Genomic DNA, 24,039 nt, shown 5'->3' on the forward strand with positions numbered 1-24,039 from the left:
GGTACCGCCGCCGCGTTCTACTTCGGCTGCGGCTTGCGCACCGAAAGGTGCAGCTCCCTCAGCCGGGTCTCGTCCAGCTCGGTCGGGGCGCCCATCATCAGGTCCTGGGCGTTGCCGTTGAGCGGGAAGGCGATGGTCTCGCGGATGTTGGGCTCGTCGGCCAGCAGCATGACGATGCGGTCGACGCCCGGGGCGATGCCACCGTGCGGCGGGGCGCCGAAGCGCAGGGCGCGCAGCATGCCGGCGAACTCGCGCTCGACGGTCTCCGCGTCGTAGCCCGCGATCTCGAAGGCCTTGAGCATGATCTCCGGCTCGTGGTTCCGGATGGCGCCGGAGGACAGCTCGACGCCGTTGCAGACGATGTCGTACTGCCAGGCCAGGACGTCCAGCGGGTCCTGGTTCTCCAGGGCGTCCATGCCGCCCTGCGGCATCGAGAAGGGGTTGTGGGAGAAGTCGATCTTCCCCGTCTCCTCGTCCTTCTCGTACATCGGGAAGTCGACGATCCAGCAGAACCGGAAGACGTTCTCCTCGAAGTGCCCGGCGCGCCGGGCGGCCTCGACCCGCACCGCGCCCATGATCTTCGAGACCTCGTCGAACTCGCCCGCGCCGAAGAACACGGCGTGGCCGGGGGCCAGGGAGAGCCGCTTGGTCAGCTCCGCGACGTTCTCCTCGGTGAGGAACTTCGCGATCGGGCCGGACAGCTTGCCGTCCTCGCCGACGCGGACCCAGGCCAGGCCCTTGGCGCCCTGCGAGACGGCGTAGTCGCCGAGCTGGTCGAAGAACTTGCGGGGCTGCGCCGAGACGTCCGGGACGGGCAGCGCGCGCACGTGCTTGCCGGCGAAGGCCTTGAACTCCGAGCCCTCGAAGACGTCGGTGATGTCGACCAGCTCCAGCTGGGCGCGCAGGTCGGGCTTGTCGGAGCCGTACTTCAGCATCGCCTCGCGGAACGGGATCCGCGGGAACGGCGAGGTCACGTGGCGGCCGTTGCCGAACTCCTCGAACAGCTCGGTCATGAGCTGCTCGATCGGGCGGAACACGTCCTCCTGCTCGACGAAGCTCATCTCGACGTCGAGCTGGTAGAACTCGCCCGGCGAACGGTCGGCGCGGGCGTCCTCGTCACGGAAGCAGGGCGCGATCTGGAAGTACCGGTCGAAGCCCGAGATCATCAGCAGCTGCTTGAACTGCTGCGGCGCCTGCGGGAGGGCGTAGAAGCGGCCCGCGTGCAGGCGGGAGGGGACCACGAAGTCGCGGGCGCCCTCGGGGGAGGTGGCGGTGAGGATGGGCGTCGCCATCTCGTTGAAGCCGAGGGCGACCATCTTGCTGCGGATCGAGGAGATGACCGACGTGCGCAGCATGATGTTGCGGTGCATGCGCTCGCGGCGCAGGTCCAGGAAGCGGTACTCCAGGCGCCGCTCCTCGTTGACCCCGTCCTCGGTGTTGATGGTGAAGGGCAGCGGCTGGGCGGCGCCGAGCAGCTCGACCTCGCCCACCTCGACCTCGACCTCGCCGGTGGGCAGGTCGGGGTTGATGTTCTCGGCGCCGCGGGAGACGACCCGGCCGTCGACCCGAACGGTCGATTCCTTGGTCAGCTTGTCCAGCGCCTCGTACGCCTCGGTGCCCGGACGGGCGACGAGCTGCGTGATGCCGTGGTGATCGCGCAGATCGATGAAGAGGATGCCGCCCAGGTCGCGCCGATTGTGCAGCCAGCCACTCAGTCGGACGTCGGTGCCGACGTCAGAGGAGCGGAGCTCGCCGCAGGTGTGGGACCTGTACCGATGCATCGTCGTTCATCCAGCCTTCGCGGATCGGGGAAGTGTTTCGCGTTTCACGTGAAACAACCCCAGCGTACCGGGCAGCGACGCCTGCCTTCCTCCGCATTGACGCCCGACGAGCCCGCCACGAACCCACTCCCCGCCCCCTCCCGGTCCCCTACGGCGCCCCGGCGAGCGGTGGCAGCGTCCGATCACCTCTTCCTAAAGTGGGGCAATGCGCACTGGTGAGCCCCTGCCCGAGGTGGGGGACGTCCTTGCCGCCCTCGCGACCGGACTGTGGCACTGGGACACTGCCACGGGTGAGGTCGCGGTGGACGCGGAGGCCGCCCGCCTGCTCGGGCTGCCCGCGGAACGGGCGTGCCTCACGGAGGCACAGGTGAGGGCCCGGCTGCACCCGGTGGACTGGAACGAGATCACCGGCGTGGTCCAGCTCGCCGTCGCCGAGGGCACCCTCGCCGAGGTCCGGATCCGGATCATGGACGAGCACGGCCATGTCGTCCGGGTCGTACGCAGCCGCTCCAAGCCGTCCTTCGACCCCGTACGCAAGGCGTACGACCTGATCGGCACCCTTCAGGAGGTCGCCGAACCGCGGCCGGGCACGCCCGCCGGGCGCAGCGCGGTCACCGGGGAGTGGCGCCGCTCGCGGGAGGCGTTCCTGCTGGACGCGGGGCGGGCGCTGGCCGAGGCGCGGTCCACCGAGGAGGTGCTGCGGGTGGCGGCCGGGCTGTCGATGCCGGGCTTCTCCCCGGACGGCCTCGCGGTGTTCGGGGTCTCGGGCGACCGCCTCACCGTCATCGGCCACCACGGGCAGCCCGCGAACGAGAGCAACCCGTTCGTGGACATGTCGCTGGACACCGCCTACCCGGCGGCGGAGGTGGTGCGTACCGGCCGCGCGGTCTACCTCTCCTCCCCGCAGCAGTACCGGTCCCGCTACCCCATGACCTGGTCGCTCGCCGAGCGCTTCGGCCGCCGCTCCTGGGCCTATCTGCCGCTGACCGTGGCGGGCCGCACGATGGGCGCCTGGATGGCCGCCTTCGCCTATCCGGTCGCGTTCACGCCGGACGAGCGTTCCGTGCTGACCACGGTGGCCCGGATGCTGGCCCAGGCGCTGTCCCGGGCCGGTGCCGCGGAGAACCAGCGGGAGCTGACCGAGGGGCTGCAACGCTCGATGCTGCCCATGCTCGGCCCGGAGATCCCCGGCATGGACATCGCGGCCCGCTACGTCCCCACCGGCGGCGGCCTCCAGGTCGGCGGCGACTGGTACGACATGATCCCGCTGCCCGGGGGCCGCTTCGCGCTGGTGATCGGCGACGTCCAGGGGCACGACGTGCGCGCGGCCGGACTGATGGGCCAGCTGCGCATCGCCCTGCGCGCCTACGCCTCCGAGGGGCACCGTCCCGACGCGGTGCTGGCCCGCGCCTCCCACTTCTTCCACGGCCTCGCCACCTCCGCGGACGACCCCGGCGACCTGCGCTTCGCGACCTGCTACTACGCCGAGGTCGACCCCGCCACCGGCACCCTGGAGAGTGCCCGCGCGGGTCATCTGGACCCGGTGGTGCGCATGGCGGACGGGACGGCACTGATCCTCGCCACGGCGGGCGGACTGCCGCTGGGCATCGACCCGGACTCCGACTACCCGACGACGCGGCTCGCCCTGGAACCCGGGGACACCCTGATGCTGTGCACGGACGGCCTGGTCGAGACCGGCGGCCATGATCTGCAGAGCGGCTGGCACCGGCTGCGGGTGATCCTGGAGGAGCACACCGGCGGCCTGGAGGAGCTGGCCGACGCGCTGGTCCAGGCGGTGCACGGCCCCTCCTCGCACCACACCACCGGGCCGCTCGCCGACCGCCGGGAGGACGACATCGCGCTGGTGCTGCTGTGCCGGCAGGGCGAGGGCTGCGGCTGCGGCGAATCCACCGCGACCCGGGCGCCGGTGCGCCGCACGATGCTGTCGGTCGCCCAGTCCGAGCCCGCCCGGATCGCCACCGCCCGGCAGCACCTGCGCGACCTGCTGCACGACTGGCCGGTCGAGGAGCAGCGGGACACGGCGGTCCTGCTGCTCTCCGAGATGCTGACGAACGTCCTGGTGCACACCGACACCGACGCGCTGCTCGTCGCCGAGGTCGCCGGGGAGCCGGGCGAGCGGCGGATCCGGGTGGAGGTCACCGACAACGGCGACGACCTGCCGCACAAGCGCAGGCCGGGGGAGATGGCGTCCTCCGGGCGCGGCCTGATGCTGGTCGAACTGCTCGCGGACGCCTGGGGCGTCGCCCCGCGCGGCGAGGGCAAGAGCATCTGGTACGAGCTCTACGAGTCCCCCGACCCGGACGAGGGCTCCGGCCCCGCGGCCGGCCCGGAGGCGGGAGCGGTGGTGTTCGAGGCCTCGTAACGCCCCTGGAGCTCGTGCACGACCCCGAACGCCGCCGCGGTCAGGGGCACGGCGAGGAGCATCCCCAGGATGCCCGCCACCGACGCCCCCGCGGTGAGCGCCAGCAGCACGACGGCCGGGTGCATCTGCACCGTCCGGCTCTGGACCATCGGCTGGAGCACGTGTCCCTCCAGCACCTGCACGGCCAGCACCACGCCGAGGGCCCACAGCGCGATGACGAACCCCCGGTCGGCCAGCGCCACCAGGACGGCGACGGCACCGGAGATGAACGCGCCGAGGTAGGGGATGTAGGCGCCGACGAAGACCAGCGCCCCGAGCCCGACCGCGCCGGGGACGCGCAGCACGAGCAGCCCGACGGTGATGCAGACCGCGTCGATGAGGGCGATCAGGGTCGTGCCCCGCATGAAGCCCTCGACGGCCCCGAAGGCCCGCCGGGCCATGGCCTCGACCGTGTCGGCGGCGCCGGGCGGGGCGAGGGCGCGCACCGTGCCGACGGCCCGGTCGGAGTCGCGCAGGAAGAAGAAGACGAGCAGCAGGGCGAGCACGGCCATGGCCAGCATCTCGCCGACGACGCTGATCCCGGTCACCACGCCCGAGGCGGCCGTACCGCCGAACTTGCCCAGCAGCTCGCGCGCGTTGGAGGCCACGTCGTCCAGCGAGGTCCCGGCGGCGCCGAAGTGGTCGGCGACGCCCTTGGCCGCGTCCCGCAGCGAGGCGATGATCTGGTCGCCGGTCTCGACGAGCGCGGAGACCACGATGTACACGGCCCCGCCGACCACGGCCAGCACGGCCACGCAGGTCAGCCCGGCGGCCAGCGACCGCTGCACATGGGCCCGCACCAGCCGCGCGTGCAGCGGCCGGAGCAGGGCGGTGCCGAGCAGCGCGAGCAGCGCCGGCGTCACCGCGGTGCGGAACTCGACGCAGAGCCGGATGGCGACGTAGACGACACCGCTGGCGAGCAGGATGACGGCGCACCAGGCGGCGAACCGCCGTACCGGACCGGGGAGCAGCTGCACGCCTCCACCCGATCACGCGGCGGGCGGGCTGTCCTGTGCGGACGGCCCGCCCGGGTGACGCGCTGTCAGGCCCCGGGGCCCTCGCCGGACATGCCGTGCACGGCCGGTACGGTGCCGAGGCGGCCCTTCTGGAAGTCCTCGAAGGCCTGCATCAGCTCGTCCTTGGTGTTCATCACGAACGGGCCGTAGTGGGCCATCGGCTCCCGGATCGGCCGGCCGCCGAGCAGCACGACCTCCAGGTCGGGGGTGTGCGAGTCCTGCTTCTCGTCCGCGCGGACGGTCAGCGAGCCCCCGGCGCCGAAGACGGCGGTCTGCCCGAGGTGGACCGGACGCCGCTCGGCGCCCACGGAGCCGCGCCCGGCCATGACGTACGCCAGGCCGTTGAAGTCCTCCCGCCAGGGCAGGGTGACCTCGGCGCCCGGCGCCAGCGTCGCGTGGACCATCGTGATCGGCGTGTGCGTGATGCCGGGGCCCTCGTGCCCGTCCAGCTCACCGGCGATGACGCGCAGCAGCGCGCCGCCGTCGGGGGAGGTGAGCAGCTGGACGGAGCCGCTGCGGATGTCCTGGTAGCGGGGGGCCATCATCTTGTCCTTGGCCGGCAGGTTCACCCACAGCTGGAGCCCGTGGAAGAGACCGCCCGACATCACCAGCTGCTCCGGCGGCGCCTCGATGTGCAGCAGGCCCGAGCCGGCCGTCATCCACTGGGTGTCGCCGTTGGTGATGGTGCCGCCGCCACCGTTGGAGTCCTGGTGGTCGAAGATCCCGTCGACGATGTAGGTGACGGTCTCGAAGCCGCGGTGCGGGTGCCAGGGCGTGCCCTTGGGCTCGCCCGGCGCGTACTCCACCTCACCCATCTGGTCCATCATGATGAACGGGTCGAGGTGGCGGTAGTTGATCCCGGCGAACGCGCGGCGCACCGGGAAGCCCTCGCCCTCGAAACCGCTTGGCGCGGTCGTGACGGTGAGCACGGGACGGGCGACCGCGTCGGCGGTCGCGGATACGCGGGGCAGCGTCAACGGGTTCTCGACGGTCACGGCGGGCATGTCGGCCTCCTCGGGCGGCGTGCGCCCCACTTTAGTTGAGCATTGAACTTCTTGTCACGTGGAACCACGAAAGCCCGGAGGGCATTCCCTCCGGGCTCACGGACATCCGTTCGGCGGCCGCTAGCCGTACATGCGGCGCATGGCGAAATCGACCATCTGTTCGACGGCTTTCGCGTCGAACACCATCCGGTGCTCGCCCTCCATGTCCAGGACGAAGCCGTAGCCGGTCGGCAGCAGGTCGATCACCTCCGCGCCGGTGATCACGAAGTACTTCGACTCCTTGCCCGCGTACCGGCGCAGCTCCTTCAGCCCGGTGAACATCGGGATCACCGGCTGCTGGGTGTTGTGCAGCGCGAGGAACCCGGGGTTGTCGCCGCGGGGGCAGTAGACCTTCGAGGTCGCGAAGATCTGCTGGAAGTCCTCGGCGGACATCTGGCCGGTGGTGAAGGCGCGCACCGCGTCCGCGAGCGAGGGCGGGGACGGCTCGGGGTACAGCGGCGGCTGCTGCCCGTATCCGCCGCCCATCGGCTGCTGCGGCGGGGCGTACTGCTGCTGCTGTTGGCCCGCGGTCTGGTCGTAGCCGTACATGCAGCACAGAGTAACGAGTAACGAGTCACAGATGGGCGGCTCGGGGTTGCTTCTTATTACCGACGGGTAGCATCATCGGAGCTACTAGTTGGTACGTGTACGGATGCGAGGAGCGAGTGCCTCGCCGATCTCTCAACGGAGCCGTCGCCATGGGGCACTACAAGCCGAATCTCCGGGACATCGAGTTCAACCTCTTCGAGGTGCTCGGCCGCGACAAGGTCTACGGCAGCGGCCCGTTCGCGGAGATGGACACGGACACCGCCAAGAGCGTGCTGGAGGAGCTGACCCGCCTCTCCGAGAACGAGCTGGCCGAGTCCTTCGCCGACGCCGACCGCAACCCGCCGGTCTTCGACCCGGAGACCAACACCGCGCCGGTCCCGGCGTCCTTCAAGAAGAGCTACCAGGCCTTCATGGACTCCGAGTACTGGCGGCTCGGCCTGCCCGAGGAGATCGGCGGCACCACCTCGCCGCGCTCCCTGATCTGGGCCTACGCGGAGCTGATCCTCGGCGCCAACCCGGCCGTGTGGATGTACTCCTCCGGTCCGGCGTTCGCCGGCATCCTCTTCGAGGAGGGCAACGAGGTCCAGAAGCACATCGCCTCGATCGCCGTCGAGAAGCAGTGGGGCTCCACCATGGTCCTCACCGAGCCGGACGCCGGTTCGGACGTCGGCGCCGGCCGCACCAAGGCCGTGCAGCAGGAGGACGGCTCCTGGCACATCGAGGGCGTGAAGCGCTTCATCACGTCCGGCGAGCACGACATGTCGGAGAACATCCTCCACTACGTCCTCGCCCGCCCCGAGGGCGCCGGACCCGGCACCAAGGGCCTGTCCCTCTTCCTCGTCCCGAAGTACGAGTTCGACTTCGAGACCGGCGAGCTGGGCGAGCGCAACGGCGTCTACGCCACCAACGTCGAGCACAAGATGGGCCTGAAGGCCTCCAACACCTGCGAGATGACCTTCGGCGACCGCCACCCCGCCAAGGGCTGGCTGATCGGCGACAAGCACGACGGCATCCGCCAGATGTTCCGCATCATCGAGTTCGCCCGCATGATGGTCGGCACGAAGGCGATCTCCACCCTCTCCACGGGCTACCTCAACGCCCTGGAGTACGCCAAGGAGCGCGTCCAGGGCCCCGACCTGGCCAACTTCATGGACAAGTCGGCCCCCAAGGTCACCATCACGCACCACCCGGACGTGCGCCGCTCCCTGATGACGCAGAAGGCGTACGCCGAGGGCATGCGCGCCCTCGTGATGTACACCGCCTCCGTGCAGGACGAGATCCAGCTCAAGGAGGCGAACGGCGAGGACGCCTCGACCGAGCACGCCCTCAACGACCTGCTCCTGCCGATCGTCAAGGGCTACGGCTCGGAGAAGGCCTACGAGCAGCTCGCCCAGTCGCTCCAGACCTTCGGCGGCTCCGGGTTCCTCCAGGAGTACCCGATCGAGCAGTACATCCGCGACGCCAAGATCGACACCCTGTACGAGGGCACCACGGCGATCCAGGGCCAGGACTACTTCTTCCGGAAGATCGTCCGCAACCAGGGCGCCGCGCTGAACTCGCTCGCCGAGGACATCAAGAAGTTCCTGGCGCTGGCCACCGGCGGCGAGGAGCTGTCCGGCGCCCGTGAGCACCTGGCCAAGGCCGCCGTCGAGCTGGAGGCCATCGTCGGCCTGATGCTGACCGACCTCGCGGCCACCGAGCAGGACGTCAAGAACATCTACAAGGTGGGCCTCAACACCACCCGCCTGCTGCTCGCCTCCGGCGACGTGATCGTCGGCTACCTGCTCCTCAAGGGCGCCGCCGTCGCCGCCGAGAAGCTGCCGACCGCCTCCGCCAAGGACAAGGCCTTCTACACCGGCAAGATCGCCGCCGCGAAGTTCTTCGCCGCGAACGTCCTGCCCGGCCTCACCCTGGCCCGCAAGGTCGCCCAGGGCGTCGAGCTGGACCTGATGGAGCTGGACGAGGCCGCGTTCTAGGACGGGCCCCGCACCGCGGCCCGGTTCCGCAGACCCCCACGAGGGCCCGCTCCCGCCAGACGGGAAGCGGGCCCTCGTACGTCGTTAAGGTGAACCCCATGAGCGCACCCTCCCGCTTCGACCGCGGCCACACCGACGACCTGATGACCTTCCTGTCGGCGAGCCCGACCCCGTACCACGCCGTGGCGAGTGCCGCCGAGCGGCTGGAGAAGGCAGGCTTCCGCCAGGTCGCGGAGACCGACGCCTGGGAGGCGACGAGCGGCGGCAAGTACGTGCTGCGCGGCGGTGCGATCGTCGCCTGGTACGTCCCGGAGGGCGCCGCGGCGCACACCCCCTTCCGCATCGTCGGCGCCCACACCGACTCCCCCAACCTGCGCGTCAAGCCCCGCCCGGACACCGGGGCGCACGGCTGGCGCCAGGTCGCCGTGGAGATCTACGGCGGCCCGCTGATGAACTCCTGGCTCGACCGCGACCTGGGCCTGGCCGGCCGCCTCTCGCTGCGCGACGGCTCGACGCGCCTGGTGAACGTGGACCGCCCGCTGCTGCGCGTCCCGCAGCTCGCCATCCACATGGACCGCAACGTCTCCACCGAGGGTCTCAAGCTCGACAAGCAGCGCCACCTCCAGCCCGTCTGGGGCCTGGGCGACACCGTGCGCGACGGCGACCTGATCGCCTTCCTGGAGGACGAGGCGGGCCTCGCCCGCGGCGAGGTCACCGGCTGGGACCTGATGACGCACTCCGTGGAGCCCCCGGCGTACCTGGGCCGCGACCGGGAGCTGGTGGCGGGCCCGCGGATGGACAACCTGCTGTCCGTGCACGCCGGGACGGCCGCGCTGGCCGCGGTCGCGTCCTCGGGCGGCGACCTCCCGTACATCCCCGTGCTCGCCGCCTTCGACCACGAGGAGACCGGCTCCCAGTCGGACACCGGCGCCGACGGACCGCTCCTCGGCACGGTGCTGGAACGCTCGGTGTTCGCACGCGGCGGCTCCTACGAGGACCGGGCGCGCGCCTTCGCCGGCACCGTCTGCCTCTCCTCCGACACGGGCCACGCCGTCCACCCCAACTACGCGGAACGGCACGACCCGACGCACCACCCGCGCGTCAACGGCGGCCCCATCCTCAAGGTCAACGTCAACAACCGCTACGCCACGGACGGTTCGGGCCGCGCGGTGTTCGCCGCCGCCTGCGGTAAGGCGGAGGTCCCCTTCCAGACCTTCGTCTCCAACAACGCCATGCCGTGCGGCACGACCATCGGCCCCATCACCGCGGCCCGGCACGGCATCAGCACCGTGGACATCGGCGTGGCCATCCTGTCGATGCACAGCGCCCGGGAGTTGTGCGGCGCCGACGACCCGCACCTGCTGGCCAACGCGCTGGTGGCCTTCCTCCAGGGGTAGGCCGGAGCGCGGAACACCGCCCCACGGCATGAGGGTTGAGGCGCGGGGTACCCGCACGGAACCGGATCGACCGGAATCCCGGAACCGACCGGCTCTGACAGGGAGGCAACACTCATGGGCCTCGGCGGGTGCATCATCCTCATCGCCGTGGGAGCCATCCTCACGTTCGCGACCGACTGGGACATGCAGGGCGTCAACCTCGACCTGGTCGGTGTGATCTTCATGGTCGTCGGCCTGATCGGTGTCGCGACGTTCAGCAGCATCGCCCGGCGCCGCCGCGTCGTGATGCCGCCGTCGACCCCGGTAGTCGAGGACCGGCCCCACCACACGCAGGACGGCTACCACAACGGCTACGGCGCCTGAGCCGGCCGCGCGTACACCCCCCGCACTCAGCCTGTCGGCCTACCGGCCGCGTCCCGGGACGGCCGGCGGGGAAGCGGTCAGAGCATGAGATTCCTCGTGTACGACCGGCTCCTCGGCATCGGTGACGACTACTGGATCGAGGACGACCATGGCAACAAGGTCTTCCTCGTCGACGGCAAGGCGATGCGGCTGCGGGACACCTGGGAGCTGAAGGACGCCCAGGGGCACGTGCTCATCGACATCCACCAGAAGATGTTCGCCCTGCGCGACACGATGGTGATCGAACGGGCCGGCGAGCCCCTGGCCCGCATCAAGCGCAAACGTCTGTCCCTGCTCCGCAACCACTACCGGGTCACCCTGGCCGACGGCACCGAACTGGACGTCAGCGGCAAGATCCTCGACCGGGAGTTCGCCATCGAGTACGACGGCGAACTGCTGGCCGTCGCCTCCCGGCGCTGGCTCACCCTCCGGGACACCTACGGCCTGGACGTCGTCCGGGACGACGCGGACCCGGCGCTGCTGATCGCCCTGACGGTGTGCGTGATCCACCTGGCGGAGAAGGAGCGCGAGGACGACTGAGGAGCGGCGGCCCGGCGGCACCTCACGCCGTGCGGCGGACGGCGCGGCCGAGGAGCAGCGGCACGACCAGGTGGTGCACCGGCGCGGCCAGCGACCAGAGCACCCGGCCGGCCCGGCCCTCGAAGGTCACGTACGTCGCCCAGACCAGCCGTGCGTCGTCGACGGTCACCACGTTGCGGACGGTCAGCGACGGGGCGCGGGCCGCCACGGCGATCCGGCCCGGCCGGGACTCCACCGTGCGCCATCCGATCACATGCCGCGGAGAGGTCCTCGGCCCCAGGCGCAGCCCCAGCACACCCGACCAGCCCGTCCGGAGCAGGATGCGCAGCAGCGCCGGAGTGTCCTCGAAGGTGCCCCGGGCCCACTCCTCGGCCGACCGGCGCGGCAGTCCGGCGAGCGGCAGCGCGAACGCCGACGCGAAGTGGGCACCGGCGGGCTCCACCCGGACGCGGCGGATGGCGGAGGTGCTGGTGCGAGCCATACCGGAATTCTGGGCGACGCGACCAGGTACCAAACACGTTGTGTCACGGAACCTCACACAGCGCGCTCAGCCGCGCGGCGGCTCCAGACCCAGCACCCGGTCCTTCAGGGCCGGGAACTGCTCCCTGGTCCGCGCCACCTTCGCCGGGTCGAACTCCACCGTGAGGACCTCCTCGTCCGCACCGGCCTCCGCGAGCACCTCGCCCCAGGGGTCGACCACGATCGAGTGACCGGCCTGCGGAACTCCGGCGTGCGTCCCGGCCGTTCCGCAGGCGAGGACGAACGCCTGGTTCTCCACGGCCCGCGCCTGTGCCAGGAGCGTCCAGTGGGACCGGCGGCGCTCCGGCCAGCCCGCCGGGACGACGAGGATCTCGGCACCGGCGTCGACGAGGGAGCGGAAGAGTTCGGGGAAGCGCAGGTCGTAGCAGGTCGCCACGCCGAGGGTGGTGGTGTCCGGCAGCCGGACCGTCACCGGCTCCCGCCCCGCGCCCATCAGCACGGCCTCGCCCTTGTCGAAGCCGAAGCGGTGGATCTTGCGGTAGGAGGCGGCCAGCTCGCCGGCGGGGGAGAGGACGAGAGAGGTGTTGTAGAGCCGCCCGTCCGGGCCGCGCTCGGGCACCGACCCCGCGTGCAGCCACACGCCCGTGTCGCTCGCCGCCTTCGCCATCGCCTCGTACGTCGGTCCGCGCAGCGGCTCGGCCGCCGCGTCGAACTCCTCGAAGGCGAAGGCGCCCGTGGTCCACAGCTCCGGCAGCACCACGAGATCCGCGCCCGCCTGCGCCCGTACCAGAGTCGCCGCCCGCAGACGACGCGCTTCGACCGTTTCGTCCTCGTTCACGGCGATTTGGATCAGAGAGGCACGCACACTACCACCGTCCTGGCATTCGAGCCGTCCACACGGGCCTACGATCGTCACACGAAAGCACTGCCGGGGTGCCGCACAGCAGCGTAACTTAGCCTCCCAAGACGCCCGCCGACTGCCGCCGCCGCCACTGGCACCGCTGCCGCCAACCGCCCGTGTACCGACCGCCGAGGGGTCCCGTTCCGTGAGTCTGCATCCCACCCTCCAGCCCTACGCCGACGCCTGGACTCACTCCATCGAGGCGATATCCGAGCTGGTCCAGCCGCTTGTGGAGGCAGAGTGGAACCGCCGGACCCCCTGCCCGGGCTGGTCGGTGCGCGACATCGTCTCGCACGTCCTGGGCCTGGACTCCGAGATGCTCGGCGACCCCCGCCCCATCCACACCCTGCCGCGCGACCTCTACCACGTCACCAACGACCACCAGCGCTACATGGAGATGCAGGTCGACGTCCGCCGCCACCACACGGCGCCGGAGATGACGTCCGAGCTGGAGTACATGATCATCCGGCGCAACCGCCAGCTGCGGAACGAGTCGCGGGACCCCGGCACCAAGGTGCGCGGCCCGCTCGGCACCGAGCTGACCCTGGAGGAGTCGATGCGCCGGCACGCCTTCGACGTGTGGGCGCACGAGCAGGACCTGCGCACGGCACTCGGCCGCCCCGGCAACCTCGACTCCCCCGGCGCGTACGTCGCGCGGGACGTGCTGCTCGGCGAGCTGCCCGCCGTCGTCGCCGAGCGGGCGGACGCGCCGCGCAGCTCGGCCGTCGTCTTCGACGTGCACGGCCCGGTCGAGTTCCTGCGCACCATCCGCGTCGACATCCAGGGCCGCGGCACTCTCGAGTCGTCCCCGGCCCTCGGCCCCGCCGCCACCCTCACCCTCGACTGGGAGACGTACTTCCGCCTGGCCTGCGGCCGCGTGACCCCGGAGGCGGCGGCGGACCGCATCAAGACGGAGGGCGACCCGGACCTGACGGCAGCGATCCTGCGCCACTTCGCGGTGACCCCCTAGCTGCGGGCAGTCGTGCCGCTGGGGCGGCACGGGTGGGCGCAGCGGCACCCCGCCATGCCGGGCCGCCCACCCACCCCCGCCCCGCACCCCCCGCCGGGCGCCTACACGGGCACGTGCACCGTCTCCACCCGGCTGACAACCAACCGCTCCCGCTCCCGCAACGCGGCCCGCTTCCGCAACCGCAGGATCTGCGTCAGTCCCAACGCCTGCAGCACGAACACGGACGAGAACGCCACCCCGTAGTCGTCCCCCGTCGCGTCCAGCAGCACCCCCACCGCGAACAAGGTCGTCATCGACGCCACGAAGCCCCCCATGTTCGTGATCCCGGACGCCGTCCCCTGCCGCTCGGGCGGATTCGCCGGCCGCGCGAAGTCGAAGCCGATCATCGATGCCGGCCCGCACGCCCCCAGCACCGTGCACAGCACGACCAGCAGCCACATCGGCGCGTGCTCGCCCGGGTAGGCCAGCGTCGCCGCCCAGAGCAGCGCCGTCGCCCCCACCGTGCCGAGCGCCAGCGGCAGCCGCGCCGCGTGGTGCCGGGCGATGATCTGGCCGTAGACCAGACCGACCGTCATGTTGGACAGGACGACCAGGGTGAGCAGCGTGCCGGCCGTGGCCCGGGACAGCCCCTGCGCCTCGACCAGGAACGGCATCCCCCACAGCAGCAGGAACACCATCGCCGGGAACTGGGTGGTGAAGTGCACCCACAGCCCGAGCCGCGTCCCCGGCTCCCGCCAGGACAGCGCGATCTGCCGCCGCACGTACGCGGCCCCCCGGTGCGCCGACGGCTCCGGCTCGTGCCCCTCGGGGTGGTCCTTGAGGAAGAGGAGCAGCAGGACGAAGACGACGACACCCGCCAGCGCGCTGCCCGCGAACGCCGCGGTCCAGCCGACGCCGTGCAGCAGCCGGGCCAGGACGAGGGTGGAGACCAGGTTGCCCGCCATGCCGACCAGCCCGGCCAGCTGGGCGACCATCGGCCCGCGCCGGGCCGGGAACCAGCGGGTGCCAAGCCGCAGCACGCTGATGAACGTCATCGCGTCCCCGCAGCCCAGCAGCGCCCGCGAGGCCAGCGCCATGCCGTACGACGGGGAGAAGGCGAAGCCCAGCTGCCCCGCCGTGAACAGCACGACGCCGATGCCCAGCACCTTCTTGGTGCCGAGCCGGTCGACCAGCAGGCCGACGGGTATCTGCATGCCGGCGTAGACCAGCAGCTGGAGGATGGAGAAGGTGGACAGCGCGGAGGCGTTGACGTGGAAGCGGTCGGCGGCGTCGAGACCGGCGACCCCGAGGGACGTACGGAAGATGACGGCGACGAAGTAGACGGAGACGCCGATGCCCCACACGGCGATCGCACGCCGGCCCCCCGGCGGGTCACCGGGCAGGACGCGGCCGGACGAGGTGGCCGTACTCATCGGACCTCCCCGCGTGCCAGGTGCGAGAACCAGCCCACGTGCCGGCCCACCACGCCGACGGCCGCCTCCGCGTCCCCGGAGCGCAGCGCGTCGAGGAGCTCCTCGTGCTCGGCGAGGGTCTTGGCGATCCGGTCGGGGTGGGAGTGCATGACGGCGACGCCCATGCGCAACTGGCGGTCGCGCAGCTGGTCGTAGAGGCGGGAGAGGATCTCGTTGCCGCCGCTGCGGACGATCTCGGCGTGGAAGCAGCGGTCGGTGACGGAGGCGGCGGCGAAGTCACCGGCGGCGGCCTGCTCCTGCTGCCGGGCGAGCAGCTCCTCCAGTCGTTCGACCAGCCCCGGCGGGGCGGGTACGGCCTTCCTGGCCGCGTGCTCCTCGACCAGCAGCCGGGTCTCCACCACGTCCGCGATCTCCTGCGCGGAGACGGGCAGGACCAGCGCGCCCTTCTTGGGGTAGAGCCGGATCAGCCCCTCGACCTCCAGCCGCAGCAGCGCCTCGCGCACCGGGGTGCGGGAGACGCCCACGGCCTCGGCCAGCTCGCCCTCGGTGAGCAGCGTCCCACCCTCGTAACGGCGCTCCAGGACGCCCTGCTTGACGTGGGTGTAGACGCGGTCCGCCGCGGGGGGTTGCTTCACTGCCGTGGTCATGCCGACAGGATAGATACAACAGGGACACAAGAGGGATCCGGTCCAGTATCCGGACGTCGGCCCACTCGTAACGGGGAACCGAGAATTCGCCCCGCCCCACCGCGCAACCATTCACCCCCCTCGGATGTCGCACTGACGCGGCCACCGCTCTGCCGACCACAACTCGGCCGCGTCCCAGGGGAATTCACCACAATCGGGGTAATAAACTCAATGAACACTATTTCGGGCGTCCGTCTGCGCAGGGCCCTCGCCGTCGCCCTGACCGGCGGCGCCGTCCTCGCCACCGGGGTCCTCGCCACCGCACCCGCACAGGCCGCCGCACCCGGACGCGTCACCCTGGCCCCCGCCGTGCGGGCACCCGCCGTGCCCTCGATCGTCGCCAAGGGCGGCTTCGTGATGAACAACGCGACCGGCAAGTCGCTCTACACCAAGGCCGCCGACACCAAGCGCTCCACCGGCTCCACGACCAAGATCATGACCGCCAAGGTCGTGCTCTCCCAGCCGAAGCTGAACCTGGACGCCAAGGTCACGGTCCAGATGGCGTACAGCGACTACATCGTGTCGAAGAACGCCTCCTCCGCCCGGCTGATCGTCGGCGACAAGGTGACGGTCCGCCAGCTGCTCTACGGGCTGATGCTGCCGTCCGGCTGCGACGCCGCGTACGCGCTGGCCGACAAGTTCGGCTCGGGCAAGACCCGGGCGGCGCGCGTGAAGTCGTTCATCGGCAAGATGAACGCGACCGCCAAGAGCCTCGGCCTGAAGAACACGCACTTCGATTCGTTCGACGGCATCGGCAACGGCAAGAACTACTCCACGCCGCGCGACCTCACGAAACTCGCCAGCAGTGCGATGAAGAACTCCACCTTCCGCACGATCGTGAAGACCAAGAAGTACACGGCGAAGACCAGGACCAAGAAGGGCGGCACCCGCACGATGGCGCCCTGGACCAACACCAACACGCTGCTGGGCAGTTACAGCGGCGCCATCGGCGTGAAGACCGGTTCGGGACCGGAGGCCAAGTACTGCCTGGTCTTCGCCGCGACCCGGAAGGGGAAGACCGTCATCGGCACGGTCCTGGCGTCCTCGTCGTCCACCCAGCGCGCCAAGGACGCCACGAAGCTCATGAACTACGGCTTCGCGAAGTAGACCTGTCGCCACGCACGCACACCACCACCTCGAAGGGCCCGTCGCCTGCGCGACGGGCCCTTCGCGCTGCGCCGGGTCGCCTGTACCGATGGAACCTATGGTGATAGTTTCATTAGCACCATGCTGCTGAGTCTGGACAAGACCGACACCCGCCCCCTGCACGAACAGGTCGCCGGCGCCGTCCGGCGCGCCATCGCCGAGGGGGAGTGCGCCCCCGGGGACCGCCTGCCCTCGGCCCGCGACCTCTCCGAGGCCCTGGACGTCAACGTCAACACCGTGCTGCGCGCCCTGCGCGGGCTGCGGGACGAGGGCCTGCTGGAGTTCCGCCGGGGCCGGGGGGTGACGGTGGCCGAGGACGCCCGCCCCCACTCCGAGCTGCAGATCCGGGTCAGGGAACTGCTCACCGAGGCGGCGCGGCTGGGCTACAGCAGGACCGATCTCATCGACATGATCAGGGGGATGCCATGAGGGACACGACAACGGCACGGCGGACGACGGCCGCGGTCTGGACGGCCGGGGTCACGACGGTGCTCGCCGGAATGCCGCTCCTGGCGCGGGACCGGCTGCCCGACCGGCTGGCGACCCACTGGGGCCTGAACGGCGAAGCCCCCGACGGCTCCATGCCCCTGTGGGCGGCGTCCCTGGCCCCCGCGCTGATCTGGCTGGTAACGGCGGCCGCGGTCACCGTCCCGCTGATGCGGGCGGGTCCGGCGGCCCGTCCGTGGACCACCGCGACCCTGCTCCCCATGGGCATCGTCCTCACCGGCGCGCAGGCCGCGGTCATCCGGGCCAACCTGGACCGCACGGACTGGCACGAGGCCCGTCAGCCCACCGCCTGGATCGTCGCGATCCTCGTCGCGGCCGCCCTCGCGGGAGTGGCCGCGTGGCTGCTCGTCACCCGGCGCGGCGCCCCGGACGACGCCACGACGCCCGACGAGGGCGCCCCCGCGCTGGACATCCCGAAGGGCCGGCGCATGGTCTGGTTCTCCCGCACCGCCAACCCCTGGCTCCAGCTGCTGGCGGCCGCGATCGGCCTGGTGGCCGTGGGCGCGCTCGTCGCCCTGGTCGGCGGCCTGGCCGAGCCGGGCGGCCTGTGGGGCCTGTTCGCCGGGTGCGCCGCCGGGTCCCTCGCCTGTGCCCTGTTCTCGGCCGTCCAGGCCCGCGTCTCGGAGCGTGGCCTGGAGGTCTCCTTCGGCCCCCTCGGCTGGCCCGGACGCCGCTGGGCGCCCGGCGACATCGACACGGCACGGATGGAGGTCCGCAGGCCCGCCCAGGTCGGCGGCTGGGGCTACCGCCTCAGCGGCCTCGGCACCACCGTGATGGTGCGCGCCGGCGAATGCCTGGTCGTACGGCCCCGGGGCCGCCGCAGCGACTTCGCCGTGAGCGTCGACGACGCCGAGCGTGGCGCGGCCCTGCTCAACGCCCTGCGCCCGGATCCGCCCCGGGGCTGAGCCCAACGGCCCGGGGACGCTATACACGTACGCGGCGCCCCCGAGCAGCACTTTCGATCATGTTCGCTCGCAGTCGTGAACATCCGTCGATCCGGCTGGCATATGCCCATGGCTTCGCCCTACGTTCCGCGGCGGAGGTGGTTCACATGAACGAACCCAGCAAACGACAGAACTCCGGCGCACGGCACGAGGCGATCGACGTCAGCGACTTCGTGTACGCGGCCACCGGCGCCCGGGTGCGACGGCTGACCATGCCGGGCGGGAGCCACTGATTCCCGGCGGTGGACGTGTGCAAGGAACTCGGGCACAGCAACTCCCGAAAGGCGCTCGCAGATCACGTTCCCGAGGAGCACCGAGAATTGCTCGAGACCGTAACTGGAAGTTACGGTCTCAGCGTTCCCGCAGGTAGAGAGTGGCGTCGAGACTTGCAGGTCATCTCTCTGCAAGGTCTCATCCTCCTCGTCAACGCCTGCACCAAACCGGCCTGCGCTCCCTTCAAGCAGTGGGTCGCCGAAGTCATCGAGACCGTGCAGCGCGAGGGCTCGTACTCCCTGGACGAGGCCGAGGTGCAGCCCGCCGAACCCGGCGCCCCCATCGCCTATGCCATGCCGGTCCAGGTGGCCGAGGCCATCGTCCGGCTGGAGGCGCACAACCTCAAGCTGGACGAGGAGTTGGCCGAGGGACAACGGACGTCGATCGCACTGCAGAAGGAGATGCTGGCCACGCAGCAGGCCACCCTCGCCGCACAGCAGGCCACCCTCGCCGTGCAGCAGGCCATGGTGCACGCCTTGGAGCGCATCGCGGACCGGTTCGACACCCTGGTCCTCCACCAGGGGGCGCCTCGCGGCCACCTCACCGCGGTGCCCACCACGGAGTCCGTGCTGGCCGACTGGCGGCAACGGCTGGCCGTGACGGAGGACGTGTGGACGGTCGCCCTGGTCATCGCGCCGGTGCTCGTGGAGAAGGGTGAGCTGCGGGAGCCGCTGGAGTCGATCGCCGCCCGTACGGGGCTCTCCGTGCGGCGGGTCAACGAATGCCTGCGGCTGCTGCGCACCCACGCCTGCATCCGCTCGCGGGGCGGGTCCGAGGACGGGGCTCCGGTGTACGTGCTGCACCAGAGCTGAGCCCGGCACGACAAGAGGGGCGTCGCAACTCGAGCTTGCGGCGCCCCTCCGTCATGAACCTACCCGGTTCGTGCCTCTCACGCCCAGCTGATCAGCCGCTTCGGCTGTTCCAGGACCGCCGCCACGTCGGCGAGGACCTTGGAGCCCAGCTCGCCGTCGACCAGGCGGTGGTCGAAGCTGAGGGCGAGGGTGGTCACCTGACGCGGCTTCACCTTGCCCTTGTGGACCCACGGCTGGAGCTTGATCGCGCCGACCGCGAGGATCGCGGACTCGCCGGGGTTGAGGATCGGCGTACCGGTGTCGACGCCGAAGACGCCCACGTTGGTGATGGTCACCGTGCCGCCCTGCATGGCGCCGGGGCTGGTCCTGCCCTCCCGGGCCGTCGAGACCAGCTCGCCCAGGGAGCCGGCCAGCTGCGGCAGGGTCTGGGCGTGGGCGTCCTTGATGTTCGGGACGATCAGGCCCCGGGGGGTGGCGGCGGCGATGCCCAGGTTGACGTAGTGCTTGACCACGATCTCCTGGGCGGCCTCGTCCCAGGACGCGTTGATGTCCGGGTTGCGCTTGATCGCGACCAGCAGGGCCTTGGCGATCAGGAGCAGCGGGTTCACCCGCAGGCCCGTGTACTCCTTGTCCTGCTTCAGCTCCTCGACCAGCTTCATCGTGCGCGTCACGTCGACCGTCACGAACTCGGTGACGTGCGGCGCCGTGAACGCCGAGCCGACCATCGCCGCCGCCGTCGCCTTGCGCACGCCCTTGACCGGGATGCGGGTCTCGCGCGTCGTGTCGTACGAGGCCGGCGCGGTCGCGGTCGCTGCCGGGGCGGGGGTCTCGGGCCGCGGGGCCTGCTGCGCCGGCTCGGCCGCCGCCGACACCGCCGCGTGGACGTCCTCACGCGTGATGATGCCGTCCGGGCCCGACGGGACCACGGTCGCCAGGTCGACGCCGAGGTCCTTGGCCAGCTTGCGCACCGGGGGCTTGGCCAGCGGACGCTCGCCGCCGGCCGGAGCGGCCGGAGCGGCCGGAGCGGCCGGGGCCGCGGGAGCCGCGGGCGCGGCCGGTCCGTGGCCGTTCATCTCGGCCTGGATCGCCGCCGACGCCTCCTGCCCGGCGGCCGGGGCCTGAGCACCCTTGCGGGGGCGGCGCCGGGTCGCGGAGGTGGAGACCCCGTAGCCGACCAGGACCGGCTGGCGGCCCTGGGGCTTGGGCTCCTCCGCCTCGGCGGCGGCCGGGGTGTCCGCCACGGCCTCCTGCACCGGCTCCGCGGCCGCCGCCGCGCCGCCACCGACGGCCACCGCGATGATCGACGTGCCCACGTCGACCGTGGTGCCCTCGGGGAAGTGCAGTTCGCGGACCACGCCGTCGTAGGGGATGGGCAGTTCGACGGCGGCCTTGGCCGTCTCGACCTCGCACACCACCTGCCCGTCGGTGACCGTGTCACCGGGCTGGACGTACCACTTGAGGATCTCGGCCTCGGTGAGCCCCTCACCCACGTCGGGCATCTTGAACTCACGCACGGAGCTGTCCGTCATCGTCGTCACGCTCCCCTCCTCAGTACGCCAGCGAGCGGTCGACGGCATCCAGCACCCGGTCCAGGTCGGGCAGGTACTCCTCCTCCAGACGCGCCGGCGGATACGGCGCGTGATAGCCGCCGACCCTGAGCACCGGGGCCTCCAGGTGGTAGAAGCAGCGCTCCGTGATCCGGGCCGCGATCTCCGCGCCCGAGCCCAGGAACACCGGCGCCTCGTGGACCACGATCAGGCGGCGGGTCTTCTCCACCGAGGCCTGGATCGTGTCGAAGTCGACCGGCGAGATCGAGCGCAGGTCGACGACCTCCAGGGAGCGGCCCTCCTCGGCGGCCGCGTCGGCGACCTCCTGGCAGAGCTTCACCATCGGGCCATAGGCGGCCAGCGTCAGATCGGTGCCCTCGCGCACCACCCGCGCGGCGTGCAGCGGGCCCGGGATGGCCTCCCTGTCGACCTCGGCCTTGTCCCAGTACCGGCGCTTGGGCTCGAAGTAGATCACCGGGTCGTCGCTCTGGATGGCCTGCTGCATCATCCAGTACGCGTCCGCCGCGTTGGAGGGGCTGACCACCTTGAGGCCCGCCACGTGCGCGAACAGCGCCTCGGGGGACTCGGAGTGGTGCTCGACCGCGCCGATGCCGCCGCCGTAGGGGATGCGGATGACGACCGGCATCTTGACCTTGCCCAGCGACCGGGCGTGCATCTTCGCCAGCTGCGTGACGATCTGGTCGTAGGCGGGGAAGACGAAGCCGTCGAACTGGATCTCCACCACCGGCCGGTAGCCGCGCAGCGCCAGACCGATGGCGGTGCCGACGATGCCGGACTCGGCCAGCGGGGTGTCGATCACCCGGTCCTCGCCGAAGTCCTTCTGCAGACCGTCGGTGACCCGGAAGACACCGCCGAGCTTGCCGACGTCCTCGCCCATGATCAGGACCTTGGGGTCCGACTCCAGCGCGCGGCGCAGCGACTCGTTGATCGCCTTCGCCAGCGCCATCTTTTCCTCGGCCATGTCAGACCCCCTCTGCGTCTGCGAACGATGCCTGGTAGGCGGCGAACTGGGCCCGCTCCTCGTCCACGAGCGCGTGCCCGTCGGCGTACGCGTGCTCGAAGATGGCGAACCGGTCCGGGTCCGGCATGGCACGGACCACTTCGCGCACTCGTTTGCCCAACGCCTCGCTCTCCGCCTCCAGTTCCGCGAAGAACCCCTCGTCCGCGTGGTGTGCGGACTCCAGGAAGCGGCGAAGGCGCAGGATCGGGTCCTTGGCCTCCCAGGCGACGCGCTCGTCGTCGTGCCGGTAGCGGGAGGGGTCGTCCGAGGTGGTGTGGGCGCCCATGCGGTACGTGTACGCCTCGATCAACGCGGGTCCCTCGCCGCGCCGGGCGCGGTCCAGCGCCCAGCGGGTGACCGCGAGGGAGGCCAGCACGTCGTTGCCGTCGACGCGGACGCCGGGGAAGCCGAAGCCCTGGGCGCGCTGGTAGAGCGGCACCCGGGTCTGCTTCTCGTTGGACTCGGAGATCGCCCACTGGTTGTTCTGGCAGAAGAACACCACGGGGGCGTTGTAGACCGCGGCGAAGTTGAACGCCTCGCTGACGTCGCCCTGGCTGGAGGCGCCGTCGCCGAAGTACGCGATCACACCCGAGTCGGCGCCGTCCTTGGCGATGCCCATCGCGTAGCCCGTGGCGTGCAGCGCCTGCGAGCCGATGACGATGGTGTACAGGTGGAAGTTGTTGCTGTTGGGGTCCCAGCCGCCGTTGTTCACGCCGCGGAACATGCCGAGCAGGTTGGTCGGGTCCACCCCGCGGCACCAGGCGACGCCGTGCTCGCGGTAGGTCGGGAAGACGTAGTCGTCCTCGCGGGTGGCCCGGCCCGAGCCGATCTGGGCGGCCTCCTGGCCCAGCAGGGAGGCCCACAGGCCCAGCTCGCCCTGGCGCTGCAGGGCGGTGGCCTCGGCGTCGAAGCGCCGGGTGAGCACCATGTCGCGGTACAGGCCGCGCAGCTCGTCGGGGCTGATGTCGGCGACGTACGAGGCGTACTCGGCGTACGGCGAGTTCTTGGCCGTCCCGACGCGCTCGCCCTCGGGCGTCAGCAGCTGCACCAGCTCCGTCTCGGAGCCCTTCTGGGCAGCGGTACGGGTGGTGCGAGTGGTGCGCTTTGCGCCGGTGCCGGCCTTGCTGCCGGTGGTCCCGGCCGCCTTGGTGCCGGTGGTGCCGGCCGCCTTGCTTCCGGCGCTGCGTCGCGGCTTGCGCGCGGCAGTGCTCTCGGTCACGTGTGCTCCTCCGTCGGTCCGGCCCCCGGGTTCGCCGGAAGCCAGTGCGGCTCACCTGCGGCCCGGCGGACGCACAAGGGTGGGTGCGGCCCGATCGGGAACAGGCGTGACAGGTGCCCCGGCGAGCGCCCTGCGAACAGCACGTTACCCAGTGCTCCACATTTCTGTGAAACCCCTCCTGACCTGCGTTTTTACTCGGATTTCCAAGTAAATCGGCGTAGGGCGGAAGTTTTACTGGTCACAGCCTTGCAGGGGGCCGGAACAACGGCACGTTATCCCGGCCACCCCGGGCACGGGAAGAGTCGGTGTGTGACACTGACCGCGTGCGCGAAGACGGAAAAATCCGGGTATTCCTCCTCGACGACCACGAGGTGGTCCGGCGGGGGGTGCACGATCTGCTCGCCGGCGAGGCCGACATCGAGGTGGTGGGCGAGGCCGGTACGGCCGCCGAGGCGCAGGCCCGGGTCGCGGCCACCCGTCCGGACGTAGCGGTGCTGGACGTGCGGCTGCCGGACGGCAGCGGCGTGGAGGTCTGCCGCGACATCCGCTCCCGGGACGAGTCCGTCCGCTGCCTGATGCTGACCTCCTTCGCCGACGACGAGGCCCTCTTCGACGCGATCATGGCGGGCGCCTCCGGCTACGTCCTCAAGGACATCCGCGGCGCCGAGCTGCTCGGCGCGGTACGGGAGGTGGCGGCCGGGAAGTCGCTGCTCGACCCGGCGGCCACCGCGCGGGTGCTGGAGCGGCTGCGCGACGGCGGGGCGAAGCCCGACGACCGGCTGGCCCGGCTCACCGACCAGGAGCGCCGCATCCTGGAGCTGATCGGCGAGGGACTGACCAACCGCGCGATCGGCGAACGGCTGCACCTGGCGGAGAAGACGATCAAGAACTACGTGTCGAGCCTGCTGGGCAAGCTCGGTATGCAGCGGCGTTCCCAGGCAGCGGCCTTCGTGGCCCGGCTGGAGGCCGAGAACCGCTGACGGGCCCCGTGTCAC

At 71.3% G+C, this 24,039-nt stretch carries 21 protein-coding genes and 1 pseudogene; 11 read left to right on the forward strand and 11 right to left on the reverse strand.

Features of this window, described 5'->3' with window-relative positions; translation table 11 throughout:
- Positions 1-17 precede the first annotated feature (17 nt).
- Positions 18-1,781: an aspartate--tRNA ligase gene (gene aspS, locus ACZ56V_RS14245; protein ID WP_356371238.1), complete on the reverse strand. Its 1,764-nt coding sequence runs from the start codon at positions 1,779-1,781 to the stop codon at positions 18-20.
- Between the two features lie 205 nt (positions 1,782-1,986).
- On the opposite strand from aspS, the gene ACZ56V_RS14250 reads away from it, so the two are divergent.
- Positions 1,987-4,164 carry a SpoIIE family protein phosphatase gene (locus ACZ56V_RS14250; protein WP_468942262.1) on the forward strand — a complete coding sequence of 726 codons (2,178 nt, stop codon included), beginning with the start codon at positions 1,987-1,989 and terminating at the stop codon, positions 4,162-4,164.
- Here the strand turns inward: ACZ56V_RS14250 and ACZ56V_RS14255 are convergent.
- From ACZ56V_RS14255 to ACZ56V_RS14265, 3 genes are all read right to left on the reverse strand, one after another.
- The gene (locus ACZ56V_RS14255) at positions 4,083-5,180 is read right to left on the reverse strand and encodes an AI-2E family transporter (protein WP_468942264.1); all 1,098 of its coding nucleotides are present in this window, start codon (positions 5,178-5,180) and stop codon (positions 4,083-4,085) included. The genes ACZ56V_RS14250 and ACZ56V_RS14255 overlap by 82 nt on opposite strands.
- Before the next feature lie 65 nt (positions 5,181-5,245).
- A complete protein-coding gene (locus ACZ56V_RS14260; protein WP_356371232.1) occupies positions 5,246-6,223 on the reverse strand; it encodes a pirin family protein in 978 nt (325 codons plus the stop codon).
- Positions 6,224-6,343: 120 nt separating this feature from the next.
- Positions 6,344-6,811 (reverse strand): SseB family protein, encoded by a 468-nt coding sequence (locus tag ACZ56V_RS14265; protein ID WP_030180614.1) that lies wholly within the window; start codon positions 6,809-6,811, stop codon positions 6,344-6,346.
- Positions 6,812-6,960: 149 nt separating this feature from the next.
- Between ACZ56V_RS14265 and ACZ56V_RS14270 the strand changes: the two genes are divergently transcribed.
- The 4 genes from ACZ56V_RS14270 to ACZ56V_RS14285 all read left to right on the forward strand — a co-directional run bounded on the left by ACZ56V_RS14270 (position 6,961) and on the right by ACZ56V_RS14285 (position 11,126).
- Complete coding sequence (locus tag ACZ56V_RS14270) at positions 6,961-8,787, forward strand: acyl-CoA dehydrogenase (protein WP_398911527.1); 1,827 nt, start codon at positions 6,961-6,963, stop codon at positions 8,785-8,787.
- 98 nt (positions 8,788-8,885) lie between these two features.
- Positions 8,886-10,184: a M18 family aminopeptidase gene (locus ACZ56V_RS14275; RefSeq protein WP_398911525.1), complete on the forward strand. Its 1,299-nt coding sequence runs from the start codon at positions 8,886-8,888 to the stop codon at positions 10,182-10,184.
- 114 nt (positions 10,185-10,298) lie between these two features.
- Complete coding sequence (locus ACZ56V_RS14280; protein WP_052836626.1) at positions 10,299-10,547, forward strand: DUF6458 family protein; 249 nt, start codon at positions 10,299-10,301, stop codon at positions 10,545-10,547.
- Positions 10,548-10,631: 84 nt separating this feature from the next.
- Positions 10,632-11,126 (forward strand): LURP-one-related/scramblase family protein, encoded by a 495-nt coding sequence (locus ACZ56V_RS14285; RefSeq protein ID WP_356371225.1) that lies wholly within the window; start codon positions 10,632-10,634, stop codon positions 11,124-11,126.
- Positions 11,127-11,148: 22 nt separating this feature from the next.
- Here ACZ56V_RS14285 and ACZ56V_RS14290 read toward each other — a convergent pair whose 3' ends face one another.
- Both ACZ56V_RS14290 and ACZ56V_RS14295 read right to left on the reverse strand, forming a co-directional pair.
- On the reverse strand, positions 11,149-11,607 hold the full coding sequence (locus ACZ56V_RS14290; RefSeq protein WP_468942269.1) for a DUF2867 domain-containing protein: 459 nt from the start codon (positions 11,605-11,607) through the stop codon (positions 11,149-11,151).
- A gap of 66 nt (positions 11,608-11,673) precedes the next feature.
- Positions 11,674-12,471, reverse strand: coding sequence for a carbon-nitrogen family hydrolase (locus ACZ56V_RS14295; RefSeq protein ID WP_467378810.1), 798 nt, complete (start codon positions 12,469-12,471; stop codon positions 11,674-11,676).
- A gap of 181 nt (positions 12,472-12,652) precedes the next feature.
- Between ACZ56V_RS14295 and ACZ56V_RS14300 the strand changes: the two genes are divergently transcribed.
- Positions 12,653-13,477 carry a maleylpyruvate isomerase family mycothiol-dependent enzyme gene (locus ACZ56V_RS14300; RefSeq protein ID WP_398911517.1) on the forward strand — a complete coding sequence of 275 codons (825 nt, stop codon included), beginning with the start codon at positions 12,653-12,655 and terminating at the stop codon, positions 13,475-13,477.
- 101 nt (positions 13,478-13,578) lie between these two features.
- Here the strand turns inward: ACZ56V_RS14300 and ACZ56V_RS14305 are convergent, their stop codons facing one another.
- Positions 13,579-14,889 (reverse strand): MFS transporter, encoded by a 1,311-nt coding sequence (locus tag ACZ56V_RS14305; RefSeq protein WP_468942273.1) that lies wholly within the window; start codon positions 14,887-14,889, stop codon positions 13,579-13,581.
- Complete coding sequence (locus ACZ56V_RS14310; protein ID WP_398911513.1) at positions 14,886-15,536, reverse strand: GntR family transcriptional regulator; 651 nt, start codon at positions 15,534-15,536, stop codon at positions 14,886-14,888. Before ACZ56V_RS14310 ends, ACZ56V_RS14305 begins: the two co-directional genes overlap by 4 nt.
- A gap of 210 nt (positions 15,537-15,746) precedes the next feature.
- Here ACZ56V_RS14310 and ACZ56V_RS14315 point away from each other — a divergent pair, with 210 nt between their 5' ends.
- The 4 genes and pseudogenes from ACZ56V_RS14315 to ACZ56V_RS14330 all read left to right on the forward strand — a co-directional run bounded on the left by ACZ56V_RS14315 (position 15,747) and on the right by ACZ56V_RS14330 (position 19,257).
- Positions 15,747-16,682, forward strand: a complete 936-nt coding sequence (locus tag ACZ56V_RS14315) for a D-alanyl-D-alanine carboxypeptidase family protein (protein ID WP_356371215.1) — start codon at positions 15,747-15,749, stop codon at positions 16,680-16,682.
- A 120-nt stretch (positions 16,683-16,802) separates the two neighbouring features.
- A complete protein-coding gene (locus ACZ56V_RS14320; protein ID WP_123625326.1) occupies positions 16,803-17,150 on the forward strand; it encodes a GntR family transcriptional regulator in 348 nt (115 codons plus the stop codon).
- Complete coding sequence (locus tag ACZ56V_RS14325) at positions 17,147-18,133, forward strand: DUF1648 domain-containing protein (protein WP_468942277.1); 987 nt, start codon at positions 17,147-17,149, stop codon at positions 18,131-18,133. The genes ACZ56V_RS14320 and ACZ56V_RS14325 overlap by 4 nt, the downstream gene beginning before the upstream one ends.
- Positions 18,134-18,279: 146 nt before the next feature.
- A pseudogene (locus ACZ56V_RS14330) lies at positions 18,280-19,257 on the forward strand (BRO-N domain-containing protein).
- 77 nt (positions 19,258-19,334) lie between these two features.
- Here the strand turns inward: ACZ56V_RS14330 and ACZ56V_RS14335 are convergent.
- The 3 genes from ACZ56V_RS14335 to pdhA are packed head-to-tail and all read right to left on the reverse strand — an operon-like array spanning position 19,335 to position 23,044.
- A complete protein-coding gene (locus ACZ56V_RS14335) occupies positions 19,335-20,795 on the reverse strand; it encodes a dihydrolipoamide acetyltransferase family protein (RefSeq protein WP_468942280.1) in 1,461 nt (486 codons plus the stop codon).
- A 10-nt stretch (positions 20,796-20,805) separates the two neighbouring features.
- Entirely contained in the window at positions 20,806-21,771 is a 966-nt protein-coding gene (locus tag ACZ56V_RS14340) for an alpha-ketoacid dehydrogenase subunit beta (protein WP_467379038.1), read from the reverse strand.
- 16 nt (positions 21,772-21,787) lie between these two features.
- Positions 21,788-23,044 carry a pyruvate dehydrogenase (acetyl-transferring) E1 component subunit alpha gene (gene pdhA, locus ACZ56V_RS14345; RefSeq protein ID WP_468942283.1) on the reverse strand — a complete coding sequence of 419 codons (1,257 nt, stop codon included), beginning with the start codon at positions 23,042-23,044 and terminating at the stop codon, positions 21,788-21,790.
- Positions 23,045-23,367: 323 nt separating this feature from the next.
- On the opposite strand from pdhA, the gene ACZ56V_RS14350 reads away from it, so the two are divergent.
- A complete protein-coding gene (locus tag ACZ56V_RS14350) occupies positions 23,368-24,024 on the forward strand; it encodes a response regulator transcription factor (RefSeq protein ID WP_356371207.1) in 657 nt (218 codons plus the stop codon).
- Positions 24,025-24,039 lie beyond the last annotated feature (15 nt).

This window comes from Streptomyces sp. NPDC034099 (assembly GCF_055575415.1).

Bases quoted from the DNA above. Each gene is read 5' to 3' on its own strand.
- aspS (WP_356371238.1), bottom strand. From the start codon at position 1,781: ATGCATCGGTACAGGTCCCACACCTGCGGCGAGCTCCGCTCCTCTGAC.
- ACZ56V_RS14250 (WP_468942262.1), top strand. From the start codon at position 1,987: ATGCGCACTGGTGAGCCCCTGCCCGAGGTGGGGGACGTCCTTGCCGCC.
- ACZ56V_RS14260 (WP_356371232.1), bottom strand. From the start codon at position 6,223: ATGCCCGCCGTGACCGTCGAGAACCCGTTGACGCTGCCCCGCGTATCC.
- ACZ56V_RS14265 (WP_030180614.1), bottom strand. From the start codon at position 6,811: ATGTACGGCTACGACCAGACCGCGGGCCAACAGCAGCAGCAGTACGCC.
- ACZ56V_RS14270 (WP_398911527.1), top strand. From the start codon at position 6,961: ATGGGGCACTACAAGCCGAATCTCCGGGACATCGAGTTCAACCTCTTC.
- ACZ56V_RS14275 (WP_398911525.1), top strand. From the start codon at position 8,886: ATGAGCGCACCCTCCCGCTTCGACCGCGGCCACACCGACGACCTGATG.
- ACZ56V_RS14280 (WP_052836626.1), top strand. From the start codon at position 10,299: ATGGGCCTCGGCGGGTGCATCATCCTCATCGCCGTGGGAGCCATCCTC.
- ACZ56V_RS14285 (WP_356371225.1), top strand. From the start codon at position 10,632: ATGAGATTCCTCGTGTACGACCGGCTCCTCGGCATCGGTGACGACTAC.
- ACZ56V_RS14290 (WP_468942269.1), bottom strand. From the start codon at position 11,607: ATGGCTCGCACCAGCACCTCCGCCATCCGCCGCGTCCGGGTGGAGCCC.
- ACZ56V_RS14305 (WP_468942273.1), bottom strand. From the start codon at position 14,889: ATGAGTACGGCCACCTCGTCCGGCCGCGTCCTGCCCGGTGACCCGCCG.
- ACZ56V_RS14310 (WP_398911513.1), bottom strand. From the start codon at position 15,536: ATGACCACGGCAGTGAAGCAACCCCCCGCGGCGGACCGCGTCTACACC.
- ACZ56V_RS14315 (WP_356371215.1), top strand. From the start codon at position 15,747: ATGAACACTATTTCGGGCGTCCGTCTGCGCAGGGCCCTCGCCGTCGCC.
- ACZ56V_RS14320 (WP_123625326.1), top strand. From the start codon at position 16,803: ATGCTGCTGAGTCTGGACAAGACCGACACCCGCCCCCTGCACGAACAG.
- ACZ56V_RS14325 (WP_468942277.1), top strand. From the start codon at position 17,147: ATGAGGGACACGACAACGGCACGGCGGACGACGGCCGCGGTCTGGACG.
- ACZ56V_RS14340 (WP_467379038.1), bottom strand. From the start codon at position 21,771: ATGGCGCTGGCGAAGGCGATCAACGAGTCGCTGCGCCGCGCGCTGGAG.